The sequence below is a fragment of the Paraconexibacter sp. genome, from assembly GCF_041602235.1.
In the GTDB taxonomy this organism is placed as follows: domain Bacteria; phylum Actinomycetota; class Thermoleophilia; order Solirubrobacterales; family Solirubrobacteraceae; genus Paraconexibacter.
This window is the reverse complement of record NZ_JBFIGP010000409.1, coordinates 1-2,513: the sequence shown is the minus strand read 5'-3', so window position 1 is coordinate 2,513 and position 2,513 is coordinate 1. Positions and strand designations below refer to the sequence as shown.

Annotated in this window: 2 protein-coding genes and 1 pseudogene; 1 reads left to right on the top strand and 2 read right to left on the bottom strand. The window is 73.4% G+C overall.

All coding sequences use genetic code 11. The features are described 5' to 3' along the window. On the bottom strand, positions 1 to 1,053 hold a 1,053-nt coding region (locus ABYE80_RS19700; RefSeq protein WP_372792009.1), incomplete at its 3' end, for a ParB/RepB/Spo0J family partition protein. Between the two features lie 83 nt (positions 1,054 to 1,136). Here ABYE80_RS19700 and ABYE80_RS19695 point away from each other — a divergent pair. Then, positions 1,137 to 1,589 (top strand): GNAT family N-acetyltransferase, encoded by a 453-nt coding sequence (locus tag ABYE80_RS19695; RefSeq protein ID WP_372792008.1) that lies wholly within the window; start codon positions 1,137 to 1,139, stop codon positions 1,587 to 1,589. A gap of 60 nt (positions 1,590 to 1,649) precedes the next feature. Here ABYE80_RS19695 and ABYE80_RS19690 read toward each other — a convergent pair. Then, positions 1,650 to 2,513, bottom strand: a pseudogene (locus tag ABYE80_RS19690) (hypothetical protein); the annotation flags it as partial.

Here is a 2,513-nt window from a genome sequence, read left to right as displayed (position 1 = left end):
GGGACCGCGGATCCCGAGCGCCGCCCGCCGCTGCGGGGAGGCGAGGTGCTCCAGCGCGACGCCGAGCAGGTAGGCGTCGAGGTCCTCGGGCTCGGGGTCGCGTCGCAGGCGAGGCGACCGCTCGCCCGCATGGTCGGTGCGGGACGCTCGGACCGGCTCGCGTGCCGCCCGGTCGGGGCTCGACGCATCCCAGTCGCGCTGGTCGGCGTCCGCGTCACGGGGACGGTCCTTCGCGGCCCACCGCGCCTCGTCGAGCGCCTTGGACCGCTGCTCGTAGTCCTTGGGCTTCGGCGGGACGTAGCCGACGCCGAGCTTCAGCGAGCCACCGCTGATCGCTCCCTCCGCGTGCTGCTCGACGAGCTCGGTGGCTGTCTCGGCGCTGACGTCGCCACGCTCGATCCCGCGGCGCACGATGTCCGCGACCGTGAACGAGAGATCGCCCTGCTCGACGCGGTCCACGATCGGCTGCGGCAGGTCGAGCAGTCGCAGCGCCCGCCGCGTCCAGCTCGCCGGCGCGCCGACCATGCGGGAGACGTCGGCGGCCGTCAGCGAGTCGTCCTCGGCCATGATCGCCCGGGCCGCGCGCGCGAACTGGACCGGCTCGGGCTTGCTCTGGTGGAAGTTCTCGGCGAACTGCATCGTCAGGGCCTCGCGTCGCGAGATGTCCGCCACGAGCGTGAAACGCCAGTCCTCCCGGGGGCCCTCGGCCCGGTCGAGCAGCTGCATGGCGGCGAACCGACGGCGCCCCGCGAGCAGCTCGTACGGTCGCTCCGCGTCGCCGGTGGCGCGCACGAGCGGGGGGTGCAGCAGCCCCGTCTCCTTGATCGAGACCGCGAGTTCGTGGATGTCGGGCAGGACGCCGGTGCGCATGTTGACCATCGTGCGGACCTGGCGCAGCGACGCGGTCACCGGGGTGTGCGCCTTGCCCGCGGTGTCGGCGAGTGGCGTGGCACGCAGGTCGGCGTCGGCGGACGCGCGCTCCTCGCGGGCCCGCTGTTCCTGCATCTGCGCGACGTGCTGTTCGGCGTCCTGGAGCTGATCGACCTGAGACATGAGGTCCGCCATGCAAGCAGACTCCGGCCCGCGAGCTCGCGCGGACGATGGACGTGCGACCTTGGCCGCACTACGGTGCTCGGATGCGCCTCCGTCCCGCTTCCGTCGACGATGCCGGCCGCCTGCGCGGGCTCGTGCGTGACGCCTACGGGAAGTACGTCCCGCGGATGGGTCGTGAACCGCGGCCCATGACCCAGGACTACGCCGAGGTCGTCCGCGACCTGGACGTCACGGTGGCCGAGGACGACACCGGCATCGTCGGCATGGTCGCCCTGGAGTTCGACGAGGAGGAGCGGGGCTTCATGGTCGACAACGTGGCGGTCGACCCCGGCCATCACGGCAAGGGGGTCGGTCGCGCGCTGCTCGAGCACGCCGAGGCCGAGGCACGCCGCCGCGGTCACCCGGAGATCCTGCTCTACACGCACTCCACGATGACCGAGAACCTCGCGCTCTACGCGCGGATCGGCTACGTCGAGTACGACCGCCGATCGTCGGACCCCGGCGAGATCGTGATGATGCGCAAGCCGCTGGCGTAGGCGGCGTGGCGTGCCGGGACCGCGCCGACGGCCGTGGCCGCCGACCCGGTCCCGCACGGCTCAGGCGCGGATGGTGCGCCGGATGACGTAGGTCTCGCGGCCCTTGCGCAGCGTGATCGTGACCTTGTAGCGGCGGCCCTTCACGAGACGGGGGAGCGCGAGATCAGCCGTGTTGGAGGTGAGCTTGCGGGCGCGGACACGGCGGATGCTCCGACCGCGGGTGATGGTCGCCCTCGCGGTCATGCCGCGCGCCTGGAAGATCACCAGGAAGCACACGCGTCGCTTGGCGCCCGTGCGGTCGCGCTCCTTGCAGCGGTACGCGCCTCCGAGGCCGCGGGGGCCCTGTGCCCCCTGCTCGCCGGGCGGGCCGCTCGGACCCGCCGCACCGGCGGCGCCGGCCGGGCCCGTGACGCTCGCGCCCTGGGGTCCGGAGGGACCGGCGGGCCCGGTCGGGCCGGGGGCGCCGTCGGCCGGCGCGGCGGTGGCGTGACCGGTGACGGGGGTGCTGTTCTCCCCGTCGACGTTGGCGATCACGAGCAGATCGGTCTCACGCGGACCGGCGGCCGTCGGGGTGAACACCAGGCCGCGTGCACAGCGGTCACCCGGGTACAGGACCCCGGGGCAGCGGTTGGCGCCGAAGTCGAAGTCGTCGAAGTGACCTCCCTCCAGGCGCCAGCGGTCGATGAACAACGGCGCGTCACCGGTGTTGCGGATCCCGCTGTAGACCGTGGGGCCGCCTGCGCCGAGGGCCTGCGATCCGAAGGAGATCGGGGTCATGTCGACGGTCGTGTTGCGCGCGAACACCTCCGTGGAGGCGAGGACGTCGTCTGGTCCGAGGCCCTGCAGGCCGCCGGTCGCGAGCACGCGGGTGTCCTCCATGAGGGTGAACGCCTCGCCCCACCGGGCCGCGGTCATCGGCCCGGC